The 23,619-nt window shown below is 71.6% G+C and carries 26 protein-coding genes; 13 read left to right on the top strand and 13 right to left on the bottom strand.

The genetic code is table 11. The annotated features are described in order from the left end of the window. Window positions 1–14: 14 nt before the first annotated feature. Window positions 15–593: a hypothetical protein gene (locus BDK92_RS18375; protein ID WP_246017112.1), complete on the top strand. Its 579-nt coding sequence runs from the start codon at window positions 15–17 to the stop codon at window positions 591–593. A 10-nt stretch (window positions 594–603) separates the two neighbouring features. Beyond that, window positions 604–1,560: a prephenate dehydratase gene (pheA, locus tag BDK92_RS18370; protein ID WP_121157813.1), complete on the top strand. Its 957-nt coding sequence runs from the start codon at window positions 604–606 to the stop codon at window positions 1,558–1,560. A 79-nt stretch (window positions 1,561–1,639) separates the two neighbouring features. On the opposite strand, the gene BDK92_RS18365 is transcribed toward pheA, so the two are convergent. From BDK92_RS18365 to BDK92_RS18355, 3 genes are all read right to left on the bottom strand, one after another. Next, entirely contained in the window at window positions 1,640–2,362 is a 723-nt protein-coding gene (locus BDK92_RS18365) for an AIM24 family protein (protein ID WP_121157812.1), read from the bottom strand. A 107-nt stretch (window positions 2,363–2,469) separates the two neighbouring features. After that, a complete protein-coding gene (locus tag BDK92_RS18360; RefSeq protein ID WP_211349279.1) occupies window positions 2,470–2,832 on the bottom strand; it encodes a metallopeptidase family protein in 363 nt (120 codons plus the stop codon). Window positions 2,833–2,957: 125 nt separating this feature from the next. Further along, the gene (locus BDK92_RS18355) at window positions 2,958–3,389 is read right to left on the bottom strand and encodes an OsmC family protein (RefSeq protein ID WP_121157811.1); all 432 of its coding nucleotides are present in this window, start codon (window positions 3,387–3,389) and stop codon (window positions 2,958–2,960) included. Window positions 3,390–3,535: 146 nt separating this feature from the next. Between BDK92_RS18355 and BDK92_RS18350 the strand changes: the two genes are divergently transcribed. The 4 genes from BDK92_RS18350 (at window position 3,536) to BDK92_RS18335 (ending at window position 7,549) form a co-directional block, all read left to right on the top strand. Then, the gene (locus BDK92_RS18350; protein WP_121157810.1) at window positions 3,536–4,312 is read left to right on the top strand and encodes a hypothetical protein; all 777 of its coding nucleotides are present in this window, start codon (window positions 3,536–3,538) and stop codon (window positions 4,310–4,312) included. 80 nt (window positions 4,313–4,392) lie between these two features. Continuing rightward, window positions 4,393–5,652: a serine--tRNA ligase gene (gene serS, locus BDK92_RS18345; protein WP_121157809.1), complete on the top strand. Its 1,260-nt coding sequence runs from the start codon at window positions 4,393–4,395 to the stop codon at window positions 5,650–5,652. Between the two features lie 251 nt (window positions 5,653–5,903). Then, complete coding sequence (locus BDK92_RS18340) at window positions 5,904–6,725, top strand: HAD family hydrolase (protein WP_121157808.1); 822 nt, start codon at window positions 5,904–5,906, stop codon at window positions 6,723–6,725. Further along, window positions 6,725–7,549, top strand: coding sequence for an HAD family hydrolase (locus BDK92_RS18335; protein ID WP_121157807.1), 825 nt, complete (start codon window positions 6,725–6,727; stop codon window positions 7,547–7,549). The genes BDK92_RS18340 and BDK92_RS18335 overlap by 1 nt, the downstream gene beginning before the upstream one ends. 155 nt (window positions 7,550–7,704) lie before the next feature. Here the strand turns inward: BDK92_RS18335 and BDK92_RS18330 are convergent, their stop codons facing one another. Next, window positions 7,705–8,301 carry a bacterial proteasome activator family protein gene (locus BDK92_RS18330; RefSeq protein ID WP_121157806.1) on the bottom strand — a complete coding sequence of 199 codons (597 nt, stop codon included), beginning with the start codon at window positions 8,299–8,301 and terminating at the stop codon, window positions 7,705–7,707. Window positions 8,302–8,362: 61 nt separating this feature from the next. Between BDK92_RS18330 and BDK92_RS18325 the strand changes: the two genes are divergently transcribed. Together BDK92_RS18325 and BDK92_RS18320 are read left to right on the top strand one after the other, a co-directional pair. Further along, a complete protein-coding gene (locus tag BDK92_RS18325) occupies window positions 8,363–9,220 on the top strand; it encodes an alpha/beta hydrolase family protein (protein ID WP_121157805.1) in 858 nt (285 codons plus the stop codon). Window positions 9,221–9,329: 109 nt separating this feature from the next. Then, the gene (locus tag BDK92_RS18320; protein WP_121157804.1) at window positions 9,330–10,535 is read left to right on the top strand and encodes an ABC transporter substrate-binding protein; all 1,206 of its coding nucleotides are present in this window, start codon (window positions 9,330–9,332) and stop codon (window positions 10,533–10,535) included. 54 nt (window positions 10,536–10,589) lie between these two features. Here BDK92_RS18320 and ddaH read toward each other — a convergent pair whose 3' ends face one another. Beyond that, complete coding sequence (gene ddaH, locus BDK92_RS18315) at window positions 10,590–11,423, bottom strand: dimethylargininase (RefSeq protein WP_211349278.1); 834 nt, start codon at window positions 11,421–11,423, stop codon at window positions 10,590–10,592. 59 nt (window positions 11,424–11,482) lie between these two features. On the opposite strand from ddaH, the gene BDK92_RS18310 reads away from it, so the two are divergent. After that, complete coding sequence (locus BDK92_RS18310; protein ID WP_121157802.1) at window positions 11,483–11,947, top strand: Lrp/AsnC family transcriptional regulator; 465 nt, start codon at window positions 11,483–11,485, stop codon at window positions 11,945–11,947. 41 nt (window positions 11,948–11,988) lie between these two features. Here the strand turns inward: BDK92_RS18310 and BDK92_RS18305 are convergent, their stop codons facing one another. Then, window positions 11,989–12,471, bottom strand: a complete 483-nt coding sequence (locus BDK92_RS18305; RefSeq protein WP_147457042.1) for a hypothetical protein — start codon at window positions 12,469–12,471, stop codon at window positions 11,989–11,991. Window positions 12,472–12,698: 227 nt separating this feature from the next. On the opposite strand from BDK92_RS18305, the gene BDK92_RS18300 reads away from it, so the two are divergent. Further along, entirely contained in the window at window positions 12,699–14,711 is a 2,013-nt protein-coding gene (locus tag BDK92_RS18300; RefSeq protein WP_121157800.1) for a beta-propeller domain-containing protein, read from the top strand. Between the two features lie 31 nt (window positions 14,712–14,742). Here BDK92_RS18300 and BDK92_RS18295 read toward each other — a convergent pair whose 3' ends face one another. From BDK92_RS18295 to BDK92_RS18280, 4 genes are all read right to left on the bottom strand, one after another. Then, window positions 14,743–15,909 (bottom strand): YbjN domain-containing protein, encoded by a 1,167-nt coding sequence (locus BDK92_RS18295; RefSeq protein WP_246017111.1) that lies wholly within the window; start codon window positions 15,907–15,909, stop codon window positions 14,743–14,745. Between the two features lie 106 nt (window positions 15,910–16,015). Beyond that, a complete protein-coding gene (locus BDK92_RS18290; RefSeq protein ID WP_121157799.1) occupies window positions 16,016–16,279 on the bottom strand; it encodes a DUF6457 domain-containing protein in 264 nt (87 codons plus the stop codon). 49 nt (window positions 16,280–16,328) lie between these two features. Continuing rightward, the gene (gene mobA, locus BDK92_RS18285; RefSeq protein WP_281278626.1) at window positions 16,329–16,991 is read right to left on the bottom strand and encodes a molybdenum cofactor guanylyltransferase; all 663 of its coding nucleotides are present in this window, start codon (window positions 16,989–16,991) and stop codon (window positions 16,329–16,331) included. Between the two features lie 69 nt (window positions 16,992–17,060). Then, window positions 17,061–18,206, bottom strand: coding sequence for a DUF4192 domain-containing protein (locus tag BDK92_RS18280; RefSeq protein WP_121157798.1), 1,146 nt, complete (start codon window positions 18,204–18,206; stop codon window positions 17,061–17,063). Window positions 18,207–18,341: 135 nt separating this feature from the next. Between BDK92_RS18280 and BDK92_RS18275 the strand changes: the two genes are divergently transcribed. From BDK92_RS18275 to BDK92_RS18265, 3 genes are read left to right on the top strand one after another with little or no spacing between them, the layout of a single operon-like run. Further along, window positions 18,342–19,232: a fructosamine kinase family protein gene (locus tag BDK92_RS18275; protein ID WP_121157797.1), complete on the top strand. Its 891-nt coding sequence runs from the start codon at window positions 18,342–18,344 to the stop codon at window positions 19,230–19,232. A 17-nt stretch (window positions 19,233–19,249) separates the two neighbouring features. Beyond that, the gene (moaA, locus tag BDK92_RS18270) at window positions 19,250–20,377 is read left to right on the top strand and encodes a GTP 3',8-cyclase MoaA (protein WP_121157796.1); all 1,128 of its coding nucleotides are present in this window, start codon (window positions 19,250–19,252) and stop codon (window positions 20,375–20,377) included. 2 nt (window positions 20,378–20,379) lie between these two features. Beyond that, a complete protein-coding gene (locus BDK92_RS18265; protein WP_121157795.1) occupies window positions 20,380–20,631 on the top strand; it encodes a MoaD/ThiS family protein in 252 nt (83 codons plus the stop codon). 26 nt (window positions 20,632–20,657) lie between these two features. On the opposite strand, the gene BDK92_RS18260 is transcribed toward BDK92_RS18265, so the two are convergent. Genes BDK92_RS18260 through BDK92_RS40390 form a run of 3 tightly spaced genes read right to left on the bottom strand, consistent with a single transcriptional unit; the run spans window position 20,658 to window position 23,292 of the window. Then, on the bottom strand, window positions 20,658–22,745 hold the full coding sequence (locus BDK92_RS18260; RefSeq protein ID WP_121157794.1) for a hypothetical protein: 2,088 nt from the start codon (window positions 22,743–22,745) through the stop codon (window positions 20,658–20,660). Then, a complete protein-coding gene (locus tag BDK92_RS18255; protein WP_121157793.1) occupies window positions 22,742–23,002 on the bottom strand; it encodes a hypothetical protein in 261 nt (86 codons plus the stop codon). The genes BDK92_RS18260 and BDK92_RS18255 overlap by 4 nt, the downstream gene beginning before the upstream one ends. Beyond that, entirely contained in the window at window positions 22,999–23,292 is a 294-nt protein-coding gene (locus tag BDK92_RS40390) for a DivIVA domain-containing protein (protein ID WP_246017539.1), read from the bottom strand. Before BDK92_RS40390 ends, BDK92_RS18255 begins: the two co-directional genes overlap by 4 nt. Window positions 23,293–23,619: the final 327 nt, after the last annotated feature.

Genomic DNA, 23,619 nt, shown 5'->3' with positions numbered 1-23,619 from the left:
CAAGGAATCGGCCCGTGCTTCGCGCACCACTCCCACACACCGCAGTGGCCCGCCGGCTCGTCGCCGGTGGCCTGCTCCTCGGTTCCCTCGTGCTGGCCGGCTGCGGCACGCCGCCGGAGTTGCGGCAGCCGCCCGGCAGCCGCCTCCCGTCGCCGTCCGCGGCAACTCCCACCCCGAGCGTTCCGGCCACACCGGTCGTCCCGAGCCGGACCCTCGAACCGACCCGCACCCCCGGGTTCGGCGAGGCGACCGCCGTCGCCTGCCAGGGCCGGCCGAGCGGCGACCAGGTGGTCGCCCTGCTGCGCCGCTCATCCAGCCTGATCCCGGGCGGCATCCAGGCGACCGTACCGGCGCCCGGCCCGCTCTGCGCCGGGACCTGGCAGTACACGGTGGTCCAGGTCGCTAACCGGGAACCACTCCAGGTGGTCTCCAAGGGGTCGGCCACGTCACTGACGCTGGTCACCGCGGGCACCGACGTTTGCAGCATCCCGGTGCGTACGGAAGCGCCCGCCGGCATCCGTACCGCCGCCTGTGAGGCTCCGCCGGCACTGCCCGGCGGGTACACCACGCCGCCGCCCGTACCCGGTGCGTAGGCTGGAGCTCATGCCCGGCATACCGCCGACCCGATTCGTCTACCTCGGTCCCGAAGGCACCTTCGCCGAGCAGGCGCTGCGTACCATTCCCGCCGCCGAGCGGGGCAGCCGTACGCCGGCCCGCAGCGTGCCGGAGGCGCTTGACGCGGTCCGACACGACGACGCCGACGCGGCTCTGGTGCCGCTGGAGAACTCGATCGGTGGCGCGGTCGGGGTCACCTTCGACGAGATCGTCGACGGCGCACCCCTGATGATCGCCCGCGAAGTGGTGCTGCCGGTCGAGTTCGTCCTCGCCGCCCGCCCAGGTCGGTCTTTGACCGAGATCCGGACGGTCGCGGCCCACCCGCAGGCCTCCACCCAGTGCCGAGGGTGGCTACGGGAACAGCTGCCGAACGCCACCGTGGTCGACGTGCTCTCCAACGGCGCGGCCGCCGCGGCAGCCGCCGCCGGGGAGCAGGATGCCGCCATCTGCGCGCCGATCGGGGTGACCCGGCAGCGACTCGCCGTACTGGCCGAGAAGATCGCCGACCACGGCGACGCGGTCACCCGGTTCGTGCTCGTCACCCGGCCCAGCTCACCGCCGCCACCGACCGGTGACGACGTGACCTCGCTGGCGGTCTTCATCGCCCACGACCGGGTCGGCGCGCTGCTCGCCGTGCTGATGGAACTGGCCGTACGCGGGGTGAACCTGACCCGGATCGAGTCCCGCCCGACCGGCGAGGCGCTCGGCCGGTACGTCTTCTTCCTCGACTGCACCGGCCACGTCGCCGACGACCGGGTCGGGGAAGCGCTACGCGGGCTCCGCCGGATCTGCGCCGACGTACGGTTCCTCGGCTCCTATCCCCGACACCGTTGGGGGGTGGCTCCGCACGAGCGGCCGGTGCCGGCGCCGCCCGGCCTCTCCGACGCCGACTACGCCGACGCGACCGCCTGGCTCGCCCGGCTCCGGGCCGGCGAGCTGAGCTGACCGCCCGGTCGGGCCGGAGCCGTCGTCTCGGCGGCGGGACCGGTCACCCGACCGGCCCCGACCGCCGAAGCGGTGCCGCTCAGCTGAGCAGACCACCGAGCAGGCCGCCCTGCTGCTCCTGCTGGCCGCTGCCCTGAATCGGCGGCTCCTCGGAGGGTTGCACCACCACAAAACCCTGCCCGGCGAAGCTCATCGTGAAAGCCTCGCCGGTCCGGCGTCCGAGCAGCGTGCCGAGGCCGAGCTGTTCGGCCCGGTGGTAGCCGGTCTGCAGGCTCGCCGACCAGCAGACCGCCGCCTGCGGGTCGACGTACGTCGGCTGGTCCACGTTGAGCACGACCGGGGTGCCCTTGGTGGTGATCGCGATCCGGCCCTGACCGGTGAACACACAGTTGAACAGGCCGGAGGAGGAGGCCATACCGGCTCCGCCGACCATCTTGATGTCGTACTGCAGGGTCGAGTCGAAGGCCAGCACGCTGGAACCGTTGATCGACAAGGCGTCGCCGTGGTCCAGGTCGATCAGGTGCACGTCACTGGCGTAGTCGGCGAGGAAGACGTCGCCGTGGCCGACGACCTTCATCAGTGGCACACCCTCGCCGGTGAGCTTCTGCTTGAGGAACTTGCCGAGGCCCCCGGAGCCGAGGGCCTGGAACTGCACCTGGCCCTGGTAGGCGACCATCGAACCGACGCGGGCCATCGCCTCGCCGTTCAGCTCGATCTTCAGCATCTTGGAGTTCTGCAGCCGCAGGCCGGGCTGAGCGGACTCCTTCTCCAGGTTCTCCGCGGAGAACAGCGCGCTGCGCATTGGCGTTCCTCCTGGTCGGGGTTGTGGCCCGAGGATAGGCAGCCAACGCAAGCGCGGACAGCGGCAGAATCGACGGCGTACGTCAACCGGACGGTGGAACGGGCGCCTCAGCCCCAGCCGAGCGCGTGCAGCCGCTCATCGTCGATGCCAAAGTGGTGGGCGATCTCGTGTACCACGGTAACCGCGATCTCGTCGACGACGTCCTCGTCGCTGTCACAGATGCGCAGGATCGGGCGACGGTAGATGAAGATCCGGTCCGGCAGAACCCCGGAGTAGTCCCAGCCCCGGCTGGTCAGCGCGTGGCCCTCGTACAGTCCGAGCAGTTCCGGCTCGCCTGCGGGCGAGTCGTCCTCCACCAGGATCACCACGTTGCTCATCAGACCGAGCAGTTCGGCGGGGACCTCGTCGAGCGCCTCACCGACCAGTTCCTCGAAACGTTCGCGGTTCATCTCGACCGGCACGCCCACCATTGTGCCGGATCCGTACGCCGGAACGGTTGAGCGCGGTGCCCCGGCAGCCGCGCCCGCCAATGGTCGACGGGCACGGGTGTGCCACGAACACCGCGCTCAGTGGTTCTGCGGGTCAGCGCCTCCGCTCAGGCGGAGAGGCGTGCGACCAGGGAAATCTCGGCACCCGGGGAGAGCAGCCGGGAGATCGGGCAGTTCTCCTTCGCACCCTCGGCGATCTTCTGGAAATCGGCGGCGTCGATGCCCGGCACGTCCCCGACGGTTTCGAGGTCGATCCGGGTGACGGAGAATCCACCGTCGGTCTTGTCCAGGTGGACCTTTGCCGTGGTCTCCACAGAGGTCGGGGTGAACCCGGCGTCGGCGAGGCCCTTCGAGAAGGCCATCGAGAAGCAGCCGGCGTGGGCCGCGCCGATCAGCTCCTCGGGGTTGGTCCCCTCACCCTCCTGGAAACGGGACTTGAATGAGTAGTTCCCTTCGAGTCCGCCGTTGCCGGTGCGGATCGTGCCGGAACCTTCGGTCAGATTGCCCTGCCAGCGGGCGGAAGCACTACGGATAGGCATGCCCACGACGCTAGTCCAAAGCGGCTGGCGATGCGACGGAGAGGGCCGAGGCCGACGGTTCAGCGTGCCGCGAGTCACGGATCGTCGCGCGGTCAGGAAGCTGTGTCATGATGCGGCGAGGACCGCTACCCGGAAAGGGCTCGGCCATGTCCCAGGATCATCCGATCCCCCGGCAGGATGTCCGGTCGGACGGCGTCGCCGTGGTGGAGTGGGGCGACCAGGCCGAGCCGGCCCGCGCCCGCGGGCGGGGAGAGCTGCTCGCCCGCCTCGCCCGGGACGCCCGGCTGCTGCCGGTACTCGGCGGAATCGGCGCAGTGGCCGCCTTCGCCTCGCTGGTCGGCGAGTGGACCATCGTGGAGGTGCCCGGCTTCGGCGCCGACGGCGGCCCCAGCGGCCGCGCACCAGCCGGGGTGGCGCAGCTCGACGGCTTCGGCGTCGCCTACCTGTTCGGGCTCTTCGGCGTCGTCTGCTGCCTGGCGCTGGTCCTCTTCGGCTCGTCCCGCGTACGGCGCGACGTGCGGATACTCGGACTGGCGCTCGCCGGGGCGGTGCTGGCCGTACTGGTCGCCGCCACGCTGACGCTGGACGACATCGCCCGGCTCGGCCTGTTCATGACGGACCCCGCGCTGAACATCCGCTACGGCCGGGGCCTGACGGCCGCGTACGTCGGCATCGGCTTCTTCGGGCTCGCGCTCATCCTGGCCGGCCGGCGGAACCGACCCGATCCGGCCCCGAGCACACCGGCCACCTCGGCGAACGACGATCCGGAGCCGGCCGAGGCGGATAACGAGGAGAGCGTCTTCTCCTGGCGCCGGCAGCAGAGCGCCGGTGGTTCGGGCGACGAACTGGAAGCTCAGCCACGGGACCTGACGGTCGGCCCGACCGCACCGTTCGCCACACCCGAAACACCCGAAGGCCGCTGACCCCTCGATGCGCACCGACGCCCACGCTCAGCCGATATCGCGGTGAAGCCGCCGCACCGTTCCCGGTAGGCTCACTTCCCGTGATTGACCTGCGTCTGCTTCGCGACGAACCGGAAACCGTCCGTGCCAGCCAGCGTGCCCGTGGCGAGTCCGACTCGGTCGTCGACGACCTGCTCCGCGCCGACGAGCAGCGACGGGCCGCGGTCGGGCGGTTCGAGGCGCTGCGGGCCGAGCAGAAACAGCTCGGCAAGCAGATGCCCCGGGCCAACGGTGACGAGCGGACCGCGCTGCTGGCGCGTACGAAGGAGCTCTCGGTCGAGGTGAAGACGGCCGAGGCGGCCGTCAGCGACGCCGAGGCGGCGCTGCGCCGGGCGCAGTTCGCGGTCCCGAACGTGGTCGAGGAGGGGGCGCCGCCCGGCGGCGAGGACGACTTCGTCGTGCTGCGCGAGGTCGGCACCCGCCCCACGATCGAGAACCCCAGGGACCACCTGGAGATCGGCGAGGCGCTGCGGGCGATTGACGTCGAGCGCGGTGCGAAGGTCTCCGGCAGCCGGTTCTACTACCTGACCGGGGTGGGCGCCCTGCTCCAGCTCGGCCTGCTCCAGCTCGCCATCGCCCAGGCGGTGGAGTACGGCTTCATCCCCGCCATCACCCCCGCGCTGGTCAAACCGGAGTCGATGGAGGGCACCGGGTTCCTCGGCGCGCACGCCAGCGAGGTGTACCGGTTGGAGGCGGACGACCTCTTCCTGGTCGGGACCAGCGAGGTGCCGCTGGCCGCGTACCACTCGCAGGAGATCCTGAAGCTGGGGGACGAACCGCTGCGCTACGCCGGCTGGTCGTCCTGCTTCCGCCGGGAGGCCGGGTCGTACGGCAAGGACACCCGGGGGATCATGCGGGTGCACCAGTTCGACAAGGTCGAGATGTTCTCGTACTGCCGGCCGGAACAGGCGCACGAGGAGCACCTGCGGCTGCTGGCCTGGGAAGAGGAGATGCTCGCCAAGGTGGAGATCCCGTACCGGGTGATCGACGTGGCAGCGGGTGACCTCGGCTCCAGCGCCGCCCGCAAGTACGACTGTGAGGCATGGGTGCCGTCGCAGGGGCGTTACCGGGAGGTCACCTCGACGTCGAACTGCACCAGCTTCCAGGCTCGGCGGCTGAACGTGCGCTACCGGGACGAAGACGGCAAGCCACAGTTCGTCGCGACGCTCAACGGCACGCTCGCCACGACCCGGTGGTTGGTGCCGATCCTGGAGAACCACCAGCAACCGGACGGTTCGGTACGGATCCCCAAGGCGCTCCAGCCCTATCTCGGCGGCCGGGACGTGCTCGAACCGAGCTGAGCCCAACCCTTCGACCTCTCGCCCGCAGAGGCCGACACCCGAACGACAGCCGACCGGCCCACCCCGTACCACCAGGGTGGGCCGGTCGTCGCGTACCCGCGCGCTGGTCCCGGACTATTCGCCGGGAAGTCATGGGCACGTCGCACGGTGTGAGATACGGTTGCTCCCCCGCCCTCGCGGACCGGCCCCGGACTGGACGAATCCCACCAGCTCGCAAGGGCCGACGGAGGAGGCGGGGCGGAGGAGGAACCATGCCCCGACCCGGTCTGCCCAAGCTGGTCGCCACCGATCTGGACGGCACCCTGGTCCGCAGCGACGACACGGTCTCGGCCTTCACCCACGAGGTGCTCGACCGGGTACGTGCCGCCGGCATCCCGGTGGTCGGCGCCACCGGCCGTGGCCCCCGGCTGGCGGAGTTGAGCCGCAACGACATCCGGGCCGCGGATTTCCTGGTGATGGCGGGCGGTGGTTGGGTGGTCGACCAGACCGACCCGGCCGGTCTGGTGGTGCTGCGCGACGAGCGGCTGCCCGGTACGGAACTGGCCAAGCTGCTGGCCGCGTTGGAGGCCGGGGTCGGTCCGCTGACCGTCATGGTCGAGGCGTTGGACGCCGAGGACGCCCCGCTCTGGGGAGACTTCGACCCGACCTGGCCGTACCCGGAGCGGTTCGAGGCCCGTACCCGGCTCGACTGCTGTGCCACCGACGTGATCAAGGCGTTTGCCCGTACCCCGGATCACGACGTGGACGCGCTGCTGGACGCGGCGCGCCGGATCGTGCCGCCGGAGCAGGCCACGGTCACCCAGGCCGGGCTGGGCTTCATCGAGATCTGCCCGCCGGGGGTGGACAAGGCGACCGGGCTGGCCGTGGTCGCCGACTCCCTCGGGGTCGACCCGGCGGAGGTGCTGGTCTTCGGCGACATGCCGAACGACCTGCCGATGTTCGAGTGGGCGGGATGGGGTCGGGTGGCCGTGAGCAACGCCCACCCGACGGTACGGTCGATCGCCGACGAGATCACCCTTCGCAACGACGACGACGGCGTGGCCGTCTACCTGGACCGGCTACTGTCCCGTTGATGGACCAACTGCCCCGGCTCATCGCCACCGACCTCGATGGCACCCTGGTCCGACAGGACCGGACGGTGAGCGCCCGCACCGCCGACGCGCTCGCCCGTTGCACGGCGGTCGGCGCCCAGGTCGTGCTGGTCACCGGGCGGCCGATCCGTTGGCTGCAACGGGTGTACGAGCAGCTGCACGGCACCGTTCCGGCGATCTGCGCCAACGGAGCCGTGGTGTACGACCCGGTCGACGACGTGGTGCTGCGGGCCGACCCGCTCGCCCCGGAGTTGCTCGCCGAGGTGGCCCGCCGGCTCCGGGCCGAGGTGCCCGGCGTACGGCTCGCGGTGGAGATCACCGACGGCCGGCAGATGCGGCACGAGGCTGACTGGCCACTGCGCTGGGAAGCCGGCGACCCCGACGTCCGGGGCATCGAGTCACCGGAGGAACTCTTCTCGCTTCCGGCGGTCAAGCTGCTCGCCCGAGCCGGCACCCAGGACCCGGACGTCTTTGTCCAGGTGGTGGCCGGGGCGGTGGCCGGGCTGGCCGAGGCCACCCACTCGTCCTCCTCCGGGCTGGCGGAGATCTCCGCTGCCGGAGTGACCAAGGCGGCCGGGCTGGCCTGGTTCTGCGCCCGCTACGGGTTGCGCGCAGACCAGGTGGTCGCCTTCGGCGACATGCCGAACGACCTGCCGATGCTCGCCTGGGCGGGTCGTGCGGTGGCGGTGGCGAACGCGCACCCGGCGGTGCTGGAGGTCGCCGACGCGGTGACCCTCAGCAACGAGCAGGACGGGGTGGCGGCCTACCTGGAGGAGTTGTACGGCGCGGCCGAGTCGGCCGCCTGAACGTGGTGCTCCGCCCCGTGACGCTCGCCGCCGGCCGGCAGACCATCATCGCCTGCACCGGTAGGTACTGAGCCGCATCCGGCTTGACCCGCAGGGTGGTGGGGTTCGGTCTCGACCGGATCCCACCACCCTCCGACCGTACGCTGCCGCCGGGATCAGAGGTACTGGCCCGTATTCGGGTTCTCCCCCGGCTGGCCGGGCAGGCCCGGCATCATGCCGGCACCCTGGGGGCCGATCGGGAGCGCCTGACGCCCACCCGAGCGCATCTGCTCCAGCTGGAGCCGGGCCGCCATCTGCTGGGCCACCAGCGCGGCCTGGATGCCGTGGAACAACCCTTCGAGCCAGCCGACGAGCTGGGCCTGCGCGACGCGCAGTTCGCCCTCGCTCGGAGTCACCCCTTCCTCGAACGGCAGGGAGAGCCGCTCCAGCTCCTCCCGGAGTTCGGGGGCGAGACCATCCTCCAGTTCGACGATCGACCGCTGGTGGATCTCGCGCAGGCGGTGCCGGCTCGCCTCGTCCAGCGGCGCCGCCTTCACCTCCTCCAGCAGCTGCTTGATCATGCTGCCGATCCGCATCACCTTCGCCGGCTGCTCGATCAGGCTGCCCGGGTCCTCGCCCTGCTTGTCACCACCGATCGGCACGGTGCCGACCGGCTGGCCGTCGGGTCCGACCACCACCACGGTGCCGGGCCGGCCGGTCTCCGGGCGGGGCGACTCGTCGTTCTCGTTCTCGGGGCGCGAGGCATCGGTCATGCCCCCATTTTCACGCAGCACGCGGATCGGCCACCGGCCGGTCCCGAGATACCGTCTGGCGGTGTATCCCGACCCCCGGGCCGTGCTCACCCGCGCCGCGCCCGCACCCGACGCCACTGTCCGCTACGGCCCGGGCCGCGAACACCTCGCTGACGTACGGCTGCCCGCCGCCGTGGCCGGCCCACCCCGTCCACTCGTCGTGGTGATCCATGGAGGCTTCTGGCGGGCCGAGTACGACCGCCTCCACACCTCGCCGCTCGCCGCCGATCTGGCCGCCCGGGGTTATCCGGTGGCGCAGCTGGAGTACCGGCGTACCGGGCAGGCGGGCGGTGGTTGGCCGGGCACCCTGGACGACGCGCTCGCCGGGGTTGCCGCGCTGCCGGCGCTCGTCGCCGGGCTGCTCCGGCCGGACACCGGGGCGGCGTCGCCGGACCCGGTTCCGGCCGCGCCGATCCTGCTGGGCCACTCGGCGGGCGGGCAGCTCGCACTGCACTGCGCCCGCTATCTGCCGGGCCGGGTGGGTGGCGTGCTCGCGCTCGCGCCGGTGACCGACCTGGCCGAGGCGTACCGACTTGATCTTGACGACGGGGCGGTCGCGGCGCTGCTCGGCGGTGGTCCGGACGAGTTCCCGGACCGGTACGCGGCCAGTGACCCGTACGCCGCGCTCGGATCGCCCGGGGACCCGGATTCACCACCGGGACATTCACCTTCGCAAGTGCCAAATTACATACGAACAGTAATCGTGCACGGAACCCTCGACCAACAGGTACCGGTGCGGATGAGCCGGCGGTACGCGGCGGCAGCCGGGGCGAATTGTCAGTTGATTGAGTTACCTGATTGTGAGCATTTCGGTCTCATCGATCCCGAATCGCCACGGTGGACCACCGTGACAGAGGCACTGGCGTCACTGCATCCCTAGCATCTCATTCCTTGAACAGATGATCGAGCGGCATTGACGCAGCGTCGCCAACCCGGTAAAACGCGGAGGGGCTGTGGGCCGCCCATTGACGTTCGGGGAGGAACAATCTGTGTCGCAGATGGACCGCAGGCAGGCGCTCAAACTCTTTGCCGCACTCGGCGGCACCGGGCTCGCCGCCGCGTGTAGTACCGACACCGGGACGGTGGCGGCGGACGGCGGACCGGTCAGTGACCGGTCGGTCCGGATCGGCCTCCTCGCTCCGCAGACGGGCGGCTACAAGCCCATCGGCGACGAGATCGTGAAGGGTTTCCAGCTCTTCCTCGCCCTCAACGAAGGGCGGCTCGGCGGGCACCCGGTGGAGTTGGTCCAGGCCGACGAGGGCGAGACCGCCCAGACCGGCAAGGCCGCCCTGGACGGGCTGCTCAAGCAGAACGTGCTCGCCCTGACCGGCGTGGTGGACTCGTCGGTGATGCTCGGCATCCGGGACGCGGTCGAACAGGCGAAGGTGCCGCTGGTCGGTTCGAACGCCTCGCCGTCCACCCTGCAGAGCGTCGTCTACATCTGGCGCACGTCGTACGTCAACGACGAGCCCGGGCGGGCAATCGCGCCGTACGTGGCCGGAAAGATTCCGCGCGGACAGAAGGTCGCCATTATCGCCCCGGACGGGCAGAGCGGCCGGGACGCGGTGGCCGGCTTCCAACGGGGGTTCGGAGCGGCCGATCCGCGAATCGCCGGTCCGGTTCTCTGGACCGAATTCTCCACCAATCCCGGCAAGGGCGCCTTCTCGGCCAAGATCGAACAGCTCCAGGACCGGGACCCGGATGCGATCTTCTGCTTCTACGCCGGTGCGGCGGCGGTGGAGTTCGTCAAGCAGCTACGCGGCTCCGGCTACCGCAAAACGATCTACGCGCCGGGTTTCCTGACCGAGGGCACGGTGCTGAACGAACTCAAGCCGGAGGAGGCAGAGGGGATCTTCACCGCCCTGAACTATTCGGCCGACCTCAACAACGCGGCCAATCGCCGATTCGCGTCGGCGTTCCGCAAGGCGCACGGCGCCTCGCCGACCACGTACGCGATGGCCTCGTACGACGCCGCGCAGGTGTTGAACAAGGCGATCCGGATCGCCGGCACGAACCCGACCCCGCAGCAGGTCAACCTCGCCCTCGGCAACGTGGGGCAGATCGACAGCCCGCGTGGGCCGTGGCAGTTCAACCAGCCCCGCACCCCCCAGCAGAAGTGGTACCTGCGCAAGGTCCAGCGGGACGGGCAGTTGCTCTCCAACGTACTGATCAACGAGTTGGCCACGCTCGGTTAGTCGTACTTCGGGCGGGGGCGCCGTACACCAGCGGCTTCCCCGCCCATCCGACTCTCAGTGGCGCAGTTCGGCGATGCAGCACTTGACGCTGCCGCCACCCTTCTTCAACTCACCCAGCTCGACCGGCACCGGCACGTAGCCCGCTGCCGCCACCCTGCTGGCCAGACCGCTCGCCTCGCTGTTGAGGACCACGTGCCGGCCGTCGCCGACCAGGTTGAGACCGAAGGCGAGCGCGTCGACCTCGTCGGCGAGCACGGCGTCCGGGAAGAGTTGGGCGAGCACCTGCTGGGAGGCGGGCGAGAAGGCCCCCGGGTAGTAGGCGATGTTCCGGTCGTCGAGCGCGGCCAGCGCGGTGTCCAGGTGGTAGAAGCGCGGGTCGACCAGGCGTAGGGAGACGACCGGGCGGCCCAGCGTCTCCTGCGCCTCGGCGTGTGCGGACACCTCAGTACGGAAGCCGTACCCGGCCAGGATCGTCCCGCCGTGGGCGTCCGGCAGGTAGGCGAAGTCGCCCTCACCCTCGTTGGTCACCGTCGGCGCCACGTACCGCCAGCCCTGGGCCTCGTAGAACGCCCGGTGGGCGGCCGCCTCCGCGGTGCGCTGCTCGTACCTGAACCGGGCCCCGTAGACGGTTCCGTCGACCACGAAGGCCCCGTTCGCCGCGAAGACCATGTCCGGCAGGCCCGGCTCCGGGTGCAGTACGTGCACCGTGTGGCCGAGGCCGAGCAGGGTCTCCCGCAGCCGGTCCCACTGCTTGACCGCCAACTCGACGTCGACCGGCGCGGTGGGATCCATCCACGGGTTGATCACGTACTGCACGCTGAAGTACTCAGGTGCGCACAAGAGATATGTCCGCTTTCGCGGGATCCGCCGCTGGTTCACGAATACCAAGGGTAGGTACGCTGAAGCTGCACAAACAGCCGGATCTGTTGCTTGCTAGAGGCGGAACGTTGCAGATGGACGACATAGATCAGCGAATCATTGCGTCGCTCATCGCCGACGCGCGCCAGTCGTACGCCGAGATCGGCACCCGGGTCTCACTCTCCGCGCCGGCGGTCAAGCGCCGGGTCGACCGGCTGCGCGCCGGCGGCGTCATCCGGGCATTCACCACCGTCGTCGACCCGGCCGCGGTCGGCTGGACCACCGAGGCGTTCGTCGAGCTCTTCTGCACCGGCCGCACCACACCCGCGCAGCTCACCGTGGCGACCCGGCGACACCCGGAGGTGGTGGGCGCGTACACCGTCTCCGGCGAGGCGGACGCCCTGGTCCACCTCCGCGCGGCCGACATCACCCACCTGGAACAGGCGCTCGAACGGCTACGGGCGGAACCGTTCGTCACCTCGACCCGGAGCATGATCGTGCTGTCCCGCCTGGTCGATTCACCGACCGTGATCCCCACCCCGACCGCCGGCTGACCCGGCGCCCGACGACGCTGTTCGGCGCAGACCGGCGCTGTTCAGCGCAGACCGGGAGCCGCGTCGCTGCCACCCCAGCTCAGGCCACCGAGGCCGGCCGCGCGATGGAAGCCGGGGTGCTCGCGTACGTCCGCGCAGACCTCGTCGTCCGGTCCGACCGCGCCACAGAAGAGCGGTTCGATGTGGTTCCAGGTGTCGGCCCGGGAGAGCAGGGGCGCGTGCACTCCGACCTCGGGTCGGAGCACGCTGAGCCCTTCGGCGTAGCTGACCGCGTGCGCCCGCGCCTCGTCCAGGTTCGCGGCGGGGAAGGTGAGGTGCAGCGTGTAGCGGGTGTGGGTGGCCTGCTCCGGCCAACTGGGACCGGATTGCCGGGGGAACTGCGGAGGGCGTTTCAGCGCGTGTGCCACGGCCGCCCGGACCGGCTCGGATACGTCCGCCCCGTCAAGTACGGCAAACAGGTCCGCCTCGCGCTCGGGTTGGGCATAGTGGGGCTTGTGCCAGTGTGGCGAGCGGTTGTCGATCACCAATACCTCCCGGTACGCGCGCAGTAGCGTCCTTTGTCGATATTCTTCGTGAAACAGGGTGACGAAGCAGTCACAGAGAGCATGCATGGGATTTCTCGTGGATGCAACGCCGCAAATCGGGCTAGACCGCTCCGCCTTGCCGATCACCGGGGAAACTTGCCGATCACCGGGGAAACCGGTGGGCCGACTGACGGAACGCGAGGCGCGCTCGACACGTCGTACCGGCCATGACCCAAAGGCGTCTCGCTCGCCCCACCATCGTCATCGCCGGCTGTGCGCTGGTCGCCACCCTCGCACTGGTCGCCGGCAGCACCCCGGGCCCGACCGACGAGCGCCCGATCCGGGATCCCGGCGTACCTGCCGGTGGCTGGCGGCTCGTCGCCTTCGACTCCTGCGCGGAGGCGCTGACCCAGCTGAGGTCGGCCGCGAAGTCATCCGTCGGGCCCTGGGGATTCGGCGGGGTCGGCCTGCTGCGAGACGCGACCGGCGGCGGTGAGCGGGCCGCCGTGGCGGGGGCACTACCCGCCGGAGCACCGCCGGCCGAGGCCGAGGCGACGGACCGCTACTCCGGCACCAACGTGCACGAGGCCGGTGTGGACGAACCGGACCTGGTCAAGACCGACGGCCGGCGGATCGTCACCGTCGGCGGCGGCGTACTGCACGTCATCGACCCGGTCCGTCGGCAACGTACCGGACGGTTGGAGCTCTTTCCGACCACCGACCCCGGCCGATGGAGCGAGAGCAGCCTGCTCCTGCACGGCGACCGGGCGCTGGTGCTGGTGCGGGACGGCTGGGGCGGCGGCGTGGCCCGGACCGACGTACCCCGTTCCGACGTCGCGGTCGGCCCCGACGTTTTGCCCCCGGCCCTGGACGCGGTCAGCGGGCCACGGTTGGTCCTGGTCGACCTGACCGGGGCGCCCCGGATCCTGGCCGAGTACGCCACCGACGGCAGCCTGGTGGACGCCCGCCAGGTCGGTGCCACGGTCCGGGTCGTCGTTCGCTCCTCGCCACGCCTGGTCTTCCCCTACCGGGAGGACGGCAGCGACGAAGAGGCGACCGCGCGCAACCGCGACCTGATCGACCAGGCGCCGGCCGACGCCTGGCTCCCCCGCTACGAGATCACCACCGGCGGCGTGACCCGCTCCGGCCAGGTCGGCTGCGACCGGCTGGTGCGACCCGCCAGCTACTCCGGCACCGCCCTGGTCACCGTGCTCAGCTTCGACCTCGGCGCGACCAGCCTGACCGACGGCGACCCGCTCACCGTCGTGGCCGACGGCGACACCGTCTACAGCAACGGGTCCCACCTCTACCTCAGCAACGACCAGCGGTGGCGGACCGCCACCGGTCGTGGCTTCGCCCCGGACGCGAGGGACGAGGTCACCGAGATCTACCAGTTCGACACCGCCGGGTCGGGCGCGCCGCGCTTTGTCACCTCCGCCACCGTGCCCGGCTGGCTGATCAATCAGTACGCGTTGTCGGAGTGGGACGGTCATCTCCGCGTCGCCACCACCACCGGCCAGGCTCGGGGCGGTGACCCCCGGTCCAGCTCTGCGGTGTACGTGCTGCGCGCCGACGGCAGGACGCTGACCGAGGTCGGGCGGGTGACCGGTCTCGGCCGGGGAGAACGGATCTACGCCGTACGTTTCGTCGGTGGCACCGGATACGTGGTCACCTTCCGCCAGACCGATCCCCTGTACACGGTGGACCTGCGCCGTCCCGCCGCGCCACGGGTGATCGGCGAGCTGAAGATCAGCGGATACTCGGCGTACCTGCACCCGATCGACGGCAACCGGCTGCTCGGCGTCGGCCAGGAGGCCAACAGCCAGGGCATGACCCAGGGAACGCAGCTCTCCCTCTTCGACGTGTCCGACCTCGGTTCGCCCCGACGACTGGCCCAGCACCACGTACAGCAGGGCCACTCCGAGGCCGAGGCCGACCCGCACGCGTTTCTCTACTGGCCGGCCGAACGACTGGTGGTGGTACCGGTGACCGCGTACGACAGGGGAGGGGACGGCGGGCGGCGGATGCCCACCCAGGGCGCGCTGACCCTGCGGGTGGACGAACGCGGCTTCACGCCGCTCGGGCTCGTCGAGCAGACCGACGAGGCCGGCCCGGAGCGCAACGGGGCGGTCCGCCGGTCGCTGGTGGTGGGCGACGTGCTCTGGACCGTCTCGGACGCCGGACTGAAAGCCACCCGACTCTCCACCATGGACACCGCCGGCTGGGTGGAGCTGACCTGACCCCCGGCCGGGAGGATCGTCCGGGCACGCCCTACAGGTACATGCCGGTACGGTGCTCGCCGGTCTCCCGGTTGGTCGGCTTGTCCCCCTCGCCGAAGAACCGCTTGCCGCCGAACTCGCCGTGCAACCGGTCGTCGAGTTCGTCGGCGAGCCCCGTCATCACCTGGACCGCCAGCATCAGGTGAGTCGCCTGGAAGTTACGGCCGAAAACCGGGATGGACGCCCAGACCGTGTCGTTGGTGCAGTAGAGCCGCCCGATCGGCATCCGGTTGGTCAGCTCGGAGAGCTTGACGTAGAGCTGCTCGGTCGGCTCGATCTCGGTCAGGACCGGCGAGAAGACATCCACCAGGGGCGGGTTGTCGCGGACCCGTACGAAGACCATCGCCGAGCCGGCCCGGATGTTGAGGTCACCGTCCGAGTCAACCTGCAGATGCTCCGGAGTGGACTTCATCATGGCCGACACAACCGTCCGGACCCGCTCCTCGAGCGGGATCACGTCGTCGCCGACCCCCTGGGCGGCCCGGGCGGCGGCCAGCGCCTCGTCCAGGTCGACCTCGGTGCCGTCGTCCGATTCGGCGTCGGGGGTGAGCGCGGCACGCGCCGTGCCGAGCGGTTCGACCGCAAGGAACTCGTCATCGGCGCCCTGGGCCAGGTAGACCAGGAAGGCCGGATGCGGCGCACCGTAGACGTCGCGGAGCGTACGGACGACGGTGGTGGCCAGTCGGCTCGCCTCCGACGTACCGCTACGCAGCCCGAAATGCGGACCGGAGCCCTCGACCACACCCGGTGGCGACCAGCCGAGCGCCACCATCTCGGCCACCGCGCTCCGGTTGAGCCGGAAGCCCTCCGGTAGCGCGGAGTTGCCGACCGCACGGGCACCGATCCGACCCTCGGCGAGGATCTCGATGCTGACCGAGTAGATGGCGTCGCCGGTGCCGGAGGCGGTGGGGTCGAGGGTCACCTCCAGCCGTGCCCCGGCCGGAAGCGTACGTAGCGCGGCGGCCAACGCTCGGGCGAACTCCTGCCACGCCTCGGTCACCTTCGCCTGGAGGTCGGCGGTGCTGGGCTCGTCGAGCAGGATCGAGTCGTGCTGGCCGGGCCAGGCGTCGCCGACCGTGGCCGGCCCGGTCGCGGCAAGCTCGCCCGCCGCAGGGTCGGTCGCGCCGGAACCAGTCGCCGAGGGGTGCTCTGCGTTCATGATCGCCTCCGTCCGTCAGGCACACACCCTACCCAGCGCAACCTCGGCTGGGCAGAGAGCGGACCCGGATCGGACAGACAGCGACGGGATCCGCCACGGGCCCCGCTCAGGCGGCGTCGTCGGAGGCGGCCGGGCCGTCCGGCGGCGGCCAGGACCGGGCCAGCGCGGCCAGTCGGCCGGCGGCCTGTGCGGGGTCCGCGCCGCGCCCGACGGCGATCCCCAGCAGGTACGCCGTGACCGGCGCACCCGGGCGCAGCACCTGGTGGGCGACGTCCCGGGCCAGGTCGAGTACGACCGGAACCTCTGCCGTCGACGGGTCGAGCCCCAGTTCGGCGCAGGCCGCCGCCACCCAGTCGTCGAGCGTCCCCATCAGTGCCTCACCACGATCCGAGCGGGCGACCCGCTCCGGTCGGAAACTGTCATCGTGTCCACTCCTCGGCCCGGCGTACGTCGTCGTCAGTGTCGCAGTCGAACCAGGGTGGTGGCCCGGATCCCGCCCACGAGACCTCGACCACGGTCAACTCGGCAACCAGCGCGCGGATCGACGCCCCGACGAGGGTTCCGCCGCGCTGCCGGTGCAGCCGGTCGAGGGCGGCGGCCAGGGCGGCGGTCCGCCACACCCCGCAGAGCAGTTGTCGTCGACCGTCGTCGTCCCGGTAGAGCACCCCGTCCGCGTGCGATCCGGCGAGCCGTTCGGCCAGCAGACCGACCGCCTCCCCGGTCAGCAGCGGCAGGTCGGCGGCGAGCAACGCGACGAACTCTGGCGGCTCGGGGCGGATACCAGGCGGGCCATGAGCGGGGTCGGGAACAGCGAGCGTGGCGGGGCCGGACACACCGAGCGCGGCGAGGCCGGCGGCGGTCGCCGCGACCGGGCCGCCGCCGGGTGGTTGCTCACGGGTGGCGGACACCCCGGGCGGCAGGTCGACGGCCGGGCCGACCACGACCCGTGGCTTCGCCGAGGCGACCGCCGCGAGGACCCGGTCCCGCATCGACCGTCCGGCCACCGGGACGGCGGGCTTGTCGATCCCGCCCATCCGGCGGGCCGCGCCTCCGGTGAGCACCACCGCCCCCAGTTCGATCACCGATCCACAGTAGCCGCGCTCGATGGATCCGTGGGGCCGACCGGTCCGCACCGCATCCACCCGACCTCGCTAACCGACGTCGCGCCGGGCGGGTCGCCAGTAGCGGCGGGACCTCCTCGACCGACGCTGCCGCCCCACCCGGGCAGGCGGCCCACCCGGGTCGGGGCGGCGTCGCAACGATCCGCCCCGGCGTCCCGTACGGCTCGGACTCGTCGGGTTCGCCCAGCTCTCCGCCAGCGCGGAGGGCGACAGACCGCCGTTGAGCACGTCCGCCATCAGCTGCGCCATCGAATACCCGGGGTCGTCGGCGAGTGCCCGCTCGACCGCCACCGCCGCCAACGCGCCGTTCCCGACCCGCCAGGCCGCGAAGGCGAGCAGTGCTCCCGGTGCGGCGGCCAACCCCGGTTCGGCCCGGCGCAGCACATCGGTCCAGAGCGCCACCTGCCAGTCGTCCGCACCGATCCGTTCCCACGCGTGGTCGCGTACGTCCAGGTGGGTGAGGAGCACGGAGAGCCAGGCGACCTCGTCGTCCCGCAACGGCTGGCCGGCACGGTGCCGGCCCTCGGCCCGCCGCACCGCGTCCGCCCCGGCCGCACGGATCGAACGGATGCCGGTCGGATCACCGGGCAGTGCGGTGGCGAGCAGGTCGGCGAGGCGCTCACGGGCCCGTACGGTGGCCGACCCCATCGCCGCCCGCCCGGTGCCGCCGACCGGGGCGACCCGCTCGGTCAGGGCGGCCCGGTCGGGCAGCGCCACGTGGCCGGCGAAGGTCGCGGCGGCGGCGACCGCGCTGGTGGCCGGGTCGAACGGGGTCCCCTCCGGTGGGCAGCACCCGGGCTCGTGACACCGGTAGGACCAGTAGCGGCCGTCGCTCACCCGGAGCGCGTCGAAGACCATCAGGCCGGCGGCCTGGGTCACCGCCTCCAGTTGGTCCACCGCCGGGGTGACCCGGTGCGCCGGGCCGTAGCCGAGGATGGTGACCGCCTGCGCACCCTGCCGGCGGATCACGGCGGTCAGGTATTCGGCGGCCTGGCGCAGTGCGGCCGGATCGCCCGGCTCCGGAAGGTCGCCGCGGGCGACGAAGACGATCCGGGTGTCCCGCATCGCCAGCAGCACGAGACTGTCGGCGGGATGGAACCCGAGCAGGTAGGGAACCGCCGAGATCAGATCGGCGGTCGAGCGTACGGTGAGCCGTGGCGGATCGGTCGAGGTCATGTGACGAGCCTCGCCCGGCGGTGGAACGGCCACCAGACCCTGTGGACGACACGCGGGTTATCCACAGGCACAGAACGTAGTTCCGCTGGTCAGCCGCTGATACGCGCACCGGAGCTGGCGCGGTACGTTGCCCGGATGGACCTGGCGTACCTGCGGGCGCACCCACAGCACCTGCCCACCTTCCTCACCCACCAACGGATCAGGGAGACGCCGGTCGCCGGTGGCGACATCTGCGACGCCCGTCGACTCACCCTCGACGACGGCAACTCGGTCTTCGCCAAGAGCTGGCCCGAGGGCGCGGCGACACCCGTACCCGAAGGGTTCTTCGCGGCCGAGGCGGCCGGACTGCGCTGGTTGCGCGCGGCCGGCCCGGTCCCGGTGCCGGAGATCGTCGCCGAACTGCCCGAACTGCTCGCCCTCGAATGGGTCGAACCGGGTCCGCCGACCCCGGCGGCGGCCACCCGCTTCGGCCGGAACCTGGCCGCCCTGCACCGGGCCGGCGCACCGGCCTTCGGCGCGAACTGGCCCGGCTACATCGGCGCGCTGCCGCAGTCGAACACCCCTTCACCCGGCCCCTGGTCGGCCTGGTTCGCCGAACACCGGCTGGCCCCCTACCTGCGCCGCTCGGTCGACAACGGCGCCCTCGGATCGGCGGAGGTCGAGCTGGTCGAACGGGTGATGAACACCATCGACGGGTACGGCGGCGACGAGCCGCCCGCTCGGATCCACGGTGACCTCTGGCCGGGAAACCTGCTCTGGGGCGCCGACGGACGCGTCTGGCTGGTCGACCCGGCCGCCCACGGCGGACACCGGGAGACGGACCTGGCCCAGTTGGCGCTCTTCGGCGGCGCCCCCGAACTTTCCCGCATCCTCGACGGCTACCAGGAAGTCTGGCCGCTCGCGGACGGTTGGCGCGAACGGCTCCCGCTGCACCAACTCCACCTGCTGCTGGTGCACACCGCCCTGTTCGGCGCCGGCTACCGGTCGGCGGTAAGCACGGCGGCTGGCTCCGCGCTGGACGGTTGACGGTATACCGTCGAACGATGGGCATCCGGGTTATCCAATCGACCGCCGCCGGTACGGCGCGAGCAGCCGGACCGGAGACCGCGACCACCCCCGGGGAGACACCACCGGGGGCGGCCGTGCCGGTACGACCGGCGGTGGACGGTCTCGTCGACCGGTACCACCGGGTCGCCACCGACCTGCGGGTCTCCCTGACCGACCGGTGCAACCTGCGCTGCACCTACTGCATGCCGGAGGAAGGGCTGCCGTGGCTGCCGAAGAGCCGGCTGCTCACCGACGACGAGATCAACCGTCTGGTCCGGGTGGCGGTGCTGCGGCTCGGTGTGACCGAGGTGCGGTTCACCGGCGGTGAGCCGCTCATCCGTCCCGGACTGCCGGCCATCGTCGCCGCCGCCGCCAGCCTGACCCCACGGCCGACGCTGTCGTTGACCACGAACGGCATCGGGCTGGCCCGGCTCGCCCGACCGCTCCGCGACGCCGGGCTGGACCGGGTCAACGTCTCGCTCGACACCATCGACCCGGACCGGTTCACCACCCTGACCCGACGGGACCGCCTCGCCGACGTACTGGCCGGGCTGGCGGCCGCCTCCGACGCCGGGCTGACCCCGGTGAAAATCAACTCGGTGCTGATGCGCGGAGTCAACGACCAGGACGCGCCGGCGCTGCTCCGGTTCGCCCTCGCCCACGGCTACGAACTGCGCTTCATCGAGCAGATGCCGCTCGACGCCCAGCACGGCTGGGATCGCGACGCGATGGTGACCGCGAGCGAGATCCTGACCGCGCTACAGGCCGAGTTCACCCTGCTGCCCGACCCGGTCGAGCGGGGCGGTGCACCGGCCGAGACCTGGTTGGTCGAGGGATTCACCGCACTCGACGGCCGCCCGGCCCGGGTCGGCGTGATCGGCAGCGTCACCCGCCCCTTCTGCGGCGACTGCGACCGGACCCGGCTCACCGCGGACGGGCAGGTACGCGCCTGCCTCTTCGCCACCGAGGAGTCCGACCTGCGCGAAGCGCTCCGGGCCGGGGCCGACGACGAGGAACTGGCACGTCGCTGGCGTACCGCGATGTGGGGCAAGCGGGCCGGACACGACATCGACGACCCGACCTTTCTACAGCCGGCCCGCCCGATGTCGGCGATCGGAGGCTGACGATGAGCGCCGAGCTGACAATCCGGTACTTCGCGGCGGCGCGGGCGGCAGCCGGGGTACGCGAGGAGCCCGCTCCGGGCGGACTCAGCCTGGACGAACTCGCCGACGTACTGGGCATCCGGCACGGCGAACGACTGGCCGCTGTGCTGAAGGTGGCGAGTTTCCTGGTCGATGGCGTGGTCCAGCACGATCGTGAGCAGCCGCTGCCGCCGGCCGCCACGGTCGACGTACTACCCCCGTTCGCCGGCGGCTGAGGCGTCCGGAGGACCGCCGGTCCGGGTCAGCACTGCTGGTCCCGCGTGGGCAGGCCGAGCACGGCGGCTGCGGCGGCCAGGGTTGGCGCCTTGGCCAGCACCTGGGTGACGCCGTATTCGTGCAGGTGGACGGTGCAGCCAGTGCGATCGAAGCGTACGGTGATCGGCTTGCCGGGATGGTGCTGCCCGAGCCGCGCGATGAGCCGGTCCGGGTCGTCGACCGGGCATGGTCGCGGCGTCTGCGGTACCGGGATCGGCTGGCGCGGATCGGCGGGCACCGTCGCGGCGAGGGCCACTTCGAGGTACGTCACGCAGTCGGCGACCGCCGCTGGCAGGCTCCGATGGAGCGGCAGGTCGGTGAACGGGGCGGCCGGGTCGGCAGCGGTGATCTCCACGTCCCAGCTCTCGCCGTGCACCCGCAACGGGTCCCCGGCATCGAGTCGGTGGTTCTGCACGGTGATCGCGATGGCCAGGTGCAGGCCGAGGGCGATCCCGATCAGCTCGGCCAGCGGCGGTGCGGCCGGCGGCCGGGCCGACAGCAGTAGCCGTGCGCCGGGGCGCCCCCTGGTGGCGCGGGCGATCTGTTCGGCGAGCGGATCGTCGCCGGGACGGTGCACGGTGACAATGCCGTCGCGCAGATCCTGGCCGAACTGGTGGCCGCCGTCGAGTTCGGTCAGGACGTCCGGCCGCTGGTCGAAGTGGCCGGTCAGCCGGGCAAGCCGGTGCTGCTCGGGCAGTTGGACAACGGGTTTCCCGCCGGGCTGGGTGGCGACCAGCGGCGCGTCCACGGGCTGACCGGACCAGTTCTCGTGGATCACCCGATCGGCGAGGTCGGTGACGGTGACGACGGCACCGTGGTAGACCCGCCGGCTGTCGCCGCAGGTGTGGCAGGGCAGGTGCTGGGCACGTACCCCTGCTCCGCCGCAGGCATCGCACGACGGGTCGGCCGGGCGGGCACCAAGGGTGCAGTGGCAGGCGCGGAGGCGGCTGTCCGGGTCGCAGTCGGGGCAGTCGTGGTACGGGATCGGCTCGCCGAGCCAACTCGGCGCGGGCGGTTCCCAGGCGCGTACGAGTTCGGTGATGACCCGGCGGGACACCTGGCCGGTCGGTTCCTTGGTGAGGGTCTCGACGACGCGGCTGGGGCGCAGCGAGGTGTGCCACCACCGGCCGTCTCGCCAGATCGCCTGGGCACCGGGCCAGCCCTCGCAGTCACGGATGGTCCGCCGCTCGACCTGGTCAAGGTCGACGGGTTCCGGAAGGTCGGGTGGCGCGGCACCGGCCCGCAGGTAGTGCGCGGGGGCATCGAGTCCGCGCAGCTCGAACCCGTCGAAGGCGGCCGCGACCGGGGCGGTGGCGAACATACCGGCGGGGGCGAACATGCTGGCCAGGGCGGCGGGCAGGTCGTCGGCGCGGGCCCGAGGGGTGGCCGGGACGCCGCCGCCGGGCGTCTCGTAGCGGATGTCCCAGGTGAGTCCGCCGTAGCCGGGACGCCGCGCCTCGACGACCAGGTCGAGAAAGAGTTGGTCCGCGAGCCGGCAGAGCTGGGCGAGTCGACCGTTGAGATCAGGGGACGGTGGGGCGACGCTGCGGCCGTGGAAGACCCGCCACGGATTGTGGGAACAGTTGGCGAGGGCTGCCGCGACCAGGGCGTCACGCCGTTCGGCGGGCAGGTCGGGGCGCCACTCGCCGGGCAGCGCGACGTACTCGTCGCCGAGCGGGCGCCACCCGGTGGAGATATCGGAGAGCGCGGTGGCGCCGACCTCGGCGGCGAGTTCGGATATCAGCGGGGTGAGCCACAGCTCCCACCGCTTGTCCGCCGCCTGCCGTGGTTCGACCGCGCCGGCCGTGACGTTAACCGACGCCACCGCGCCGGTGTCGGCGTTGACCACGGTGAGCACGAGTTGCGGCCGGCGTTCGCCGCGCTGGCCACACTGGTGACAGGGGCGGGCGACGGTGCCGTCGCCCCGGCAGAGCAGGCAATCCCGGTACGGCTGGCCACCCGGTCGCTGCTCATCGATGAGGAACCGGTCGCCGCCCCAGGTGCACCGGCAGGGGTTGAGGGTGAAGGTCAGCCCCGCGCAGGCGGCGCAGACCACGGCCGTCCCGCCGCTCACCGCCGTACCCGTGGGGCGCAGGGTGTTTCGTGCTCGGCCCGGAGCACACAGCGCCGGCCCTCGTCCAGCAACCGATCACAGAACACCCGATGGTGTACGCCCTGGTTGTCCTCCTCCGACACGGTGGTTTCCCGGGCGTCGACGGAGAGGAAGGCCAGCGCCCGAGCGGCGGTGCGGGCCAGGATGCGGGCCCGGGGCAGGTCGGGTGCGGCGATCGGCAGGTGGATGACGTACCGGGTCGGGTCGTCGGCGCTCACCGGCGGGCCAGCTCGCGCATGCTCGGCGCCTGGCTGGACTGCCAGTGACGGAGCGCGGACTTGATCCGCGCCGTTTCGTCCCGGCTGCGGGCAAGCTCGGCGTGGACGCTGGCGAGGTCGTCGGCGACCCGGTCGAGGAAGGTGGCCACCTCGTCGGGATCCAGGCCACGCCGCCTGATCGTGAACTGCCGGCCCCGCACCTGCCAGGGCCGCATCGGCAGGTACGACGCGGAGCGGTATTCACCTCCCGTCGAGTGGCGCGGCTGGGGCTTTTCCGATCTTGTCAGGATGCGCCGGAGGAGTCGTCGCACGCCAAGGCTCCTTTTTGTCGAGGTGTCTCGGGTTCCGATGGAGGGGGTGGCCCCGCCGTTTCGGGTCCGGCGGGACCACCCCACCCCGCCGCCGCAGCCCAGTTCGGCAGTACAGCAACGGGGTCGCTGTTGTTGAGGATCGGCCGGGACGGGTGCTGGTGAACGGAGGGCGTGCACCAGCACCCGTCCCGGTGCGCTAACGGATGCCCTGACCTGCGAAAGGTGCCAACCGACCGCAAAGCCCCTGACAACCACCATCGACGACCTTAGAGACGCAGCGTCACCTACGTCAAGTACGACACCAGC

The sequence above is a fragment of the Micromonospora pisi genome (assembly GCF_003633685.1).
Classification (GTDB): Bacteria; Actinomycetota; Actinomycetes; order Mycobacteriales; family Micromonosporaceae; genus Micromonospora_G; species Micromonospora_G pisi.
This window is presented reverse-complemented; position numbering and strand designations above follow the sequence as displayed.

What these genes read in the sequence shown, in the direction of transcription:
- BDK92_RS18280 (WP_121157798.1), bottom strand. Translation starts at nt 18,206, where the DNA reads ATGACCTCGACCGATCCGCCACGGCTCACCGTACGCTCGACCGCCGAT.
- BDK92_RS18350 (WP_121157810.1), top strand. Translation starts at nt 3,536, where the DNA reads ATGTCCCAGGATCATCCGATCCCCCGGCAGGATGTCCGGTCGGACGGC.
- pheA (WP_121157813.1), top strand. Translation starts at nt 604, where the DNA reads ATGCCCGGCATACCGCCGACCCGATTCGTCTACCTCGGTCCCGAAGGC.
- BDK92_RS18360 (WP_211349279.1), bottom strand. Translation starts at nt 2,832, where the DNA reads ATGGTGGGCGTGCCGGTCGAGATGAACCGCGAACGTTTCGAGGAACTG.
- BDK92_RS18355 (WP_121157811.1), bottom strand. Translation starts at nt 3,389, where the DNA reads ATGCCTATCCGTAGTGCTTCCGCCCGCTGGCAGGGCAATCTGACCGAA.
- BDK92_RS18290 (WP_121157799.1), bottom strand. Translation starts at nt 16,279, where the DNA reads ATGGGGACGCTCGACGACTGGGTGGCGGCGGCCTGCGCCGAACTGGGG.
- BDK92_RS18330 (WP_121157806.1), bottom strand. Translation starts at nt 8,301, where the DNA reads ATGACCGATGCCTCGCGCCCCGAGAACGAGAACGACGAGTCGCCCCGC.
- BDK92_RS18265 (WP_121157795.1), top strand. Translation starts at nt 20,380, where the DNA reads ATGAGCGCCGAGCTGACAATCCGGTACTTCGCGGCGGCGCGGGCGGCA.
- BDK92_RS18335 (WP_121157807.1), top strand. Translation starts at nt 6,725, where the DNA reads ATGGACCAACTGCCCCGGCTCATCGCCACCGACCTCGATGGCACCCTG.
- BDK92_RS18275 (WP_121157797.1), top strand. Translation starts at nt 18,342, where the DNA reads ATGGACCTGGCGTACCTGCGGGCGCACCCACAGCACCTGCCCACCTTC.
- BDK92_RS18295 (WP_246017111.1), bottom strand. Translation starts at nt 15,909, where the DNA reads ATGAACGCAGAGCACCCCTCGGCGACTGGTTCCGGCGCGACCGACCCT.
- BDK92_RS18300 (WP_121157800.1), top strand. Translation starts at nt 12,699, where the DNA reads ATGACCCAAAGGCGTCTCGCTCGCCCCACCATCGTCATCGCCGGCTGT.
- BDK92_RS18365 (WP_121157812.1), bottom strand. Translation starts at nt 2,362, where the DNA reads ATGCGCAGCGCGCTGTTCTCCGCGGAGAACCTGGAGAAGGAGTCCGCT.
- moaA (WP_121157796.1), top strand. Translation starts at nt 19,250, where the DNA reads ATGGGCATCCGGGTTATCCAATCGACCGCCGCCGGTACGGCGCGAGCA.
- BDK92_RS18340 (WP_121157808.1), top strand. Translation starts at nt 5,904, where the DNA reads ATGCCCCGACCCGGTCTGCCCAAGCTGGTCGCCACCGATCTGGACGGC.